The sequence below is a fragment of the Falsiroseomonas oryzae genome (assembly GCF_027856955.1).
GTDB lineage: Bacteria > Pseudomonadota > Alphaproteobacteria > Acetobacterales > Acetobacteraceae > Falsiroseomonas > Falsiroseomonas oryzae.
In genome coordinates this window covers 1-1351 of the sequence record NZ_JAPSMD010000785.1, presented here as the reverse complement: position 1 = coordinate 1351, position 1351 = coordinate 1, and the positions used below count along the sequence as shown (strand labels likewise).

At 74.5% G+C, this 1351-nt stretch carries 1 protein-coding gene; it reads right to left on the bottom strand.

The genetic code is table 11. The annotated features are described in order from the left end of the window. Window positions 1-1187: transglycosylase domain-containing protein (locus OZN99_RS31665; protein ID WP_270939160.1), on the bottom strand; the 1187-nt coding region annotated here is incomplete at its 3' end. Between the last annotated feature and the right edge of the window lie 164 nt (window positions 1188-1351).

Genomic DNA, 1351 nt, shown 5'->3' with positions numbered 1-1351 from the left:
CATTCCGGCAGGGCGCCCGGCGGGCGCTGCACGGCCTGCAGCGCCGGCAGCCACTCGGTGGCCGAAGCATCGATCTGCGCCACCGGCCCGCGCCAGCCGCCGCGGCGGCGGTCATAGTCCAGCAGGCCGCGGCGCAACGCGCGCTCCGCCTCGGCCTGCAGCGGCGGCTCCAGCGAGGTGCGGACGACCAGGCCGCCCATGGTGGTCTGGTCCGCGCCGAAGCGGGCGACCAGCTCGCGCCGCACTTCCTCGGTGAAGTGCTGGCCGACGGCGACCATGTCGGGCGGGCGGCGCGTCGGGCGCGGCACGATCGGCTCGGCGCGGGCGCGCTCGGCCTCCTCGGCGGTGATGTGGCCGTCCTCGGCCATGCGGCCCAGCACCCAGTCGCGCCGGATCTTGGCGGCTTCGGGGAAGCGCACGGGGTTGTAGTTGTTCGGCGCCTTGGGCAGCGCGGCCAGGAAGGCGGCCTCCGCCAGGGTCAGCTCGTCCAGCGACTTGTTGAAGTAGCCCTGCGCCGCGGCGGCCACGCCATAGGCCTGCTGCCCGAGGAAGATCTCGTTGAGGTAGATCTCCAGGATGCGGGCCTTGGGCATCGCCTGCTCGATGCGCAGCGCCAGGATCGCCTCCCGCACCTTGCGGGCCAGGGTGCGGTCGTTGCCGACCAGCATGTTCTTGGCGACCTGCTGGGTGATGGTGGAGGCGCCGAAGGGCCGCCGCCCGCTGCCAATCTGCTCGACATTCACCATGACGGCGCGGGCGATGGCGATCGGGTCCACGCCCGGATGCGACCAGAAGTTCTGGTCCTCGGCGGAGACGAAGGCCTGCTGCACGCGGCGGGGGATCGCCTCGATCGGCACGAAGACCCGGCGTTCCTGCGCCAGCTCGGCCATCAGGCGGCTGTCGGCGGCGTAGATCCGGCTCATCTGCGGCGGCTGGTAGTCGGCCAGCCAGGAATAGTCGGGCAGGTCCGCGCCGGCGGAGCGGTACAGCGCCCAGCCCGCCCCGGCGGCGGCCAGCCCGCCGGCCACGGCCAGGACGAGGCCGAGCTTGAGCAGAAAGGCCAGGCCGCGGAACGGGCCACGGCGCTTGCGGCGCGGCTTGTCCTTCTCGGGGGGCGGCGAAGCGGCGGGGGGGGCCGGCCGGGCGCCGACCATCCGCTCCTCGGCGCGGAGCTCGGGGGTGTCCATCGGGTGGTCCATACACCGTTCGCAATCGCAGCACACTTGTCGGCCGCGCGAGGCGGGGCGCGCGCCCGCCAGGACGGGCGCCGCGGCCTGCCGCTCAGCCCGGCCCGACGGCCAGCGCCTCCGGCATATGGGCCCGCGCCAGCCAGCCCGTCACCGCCCGGGAC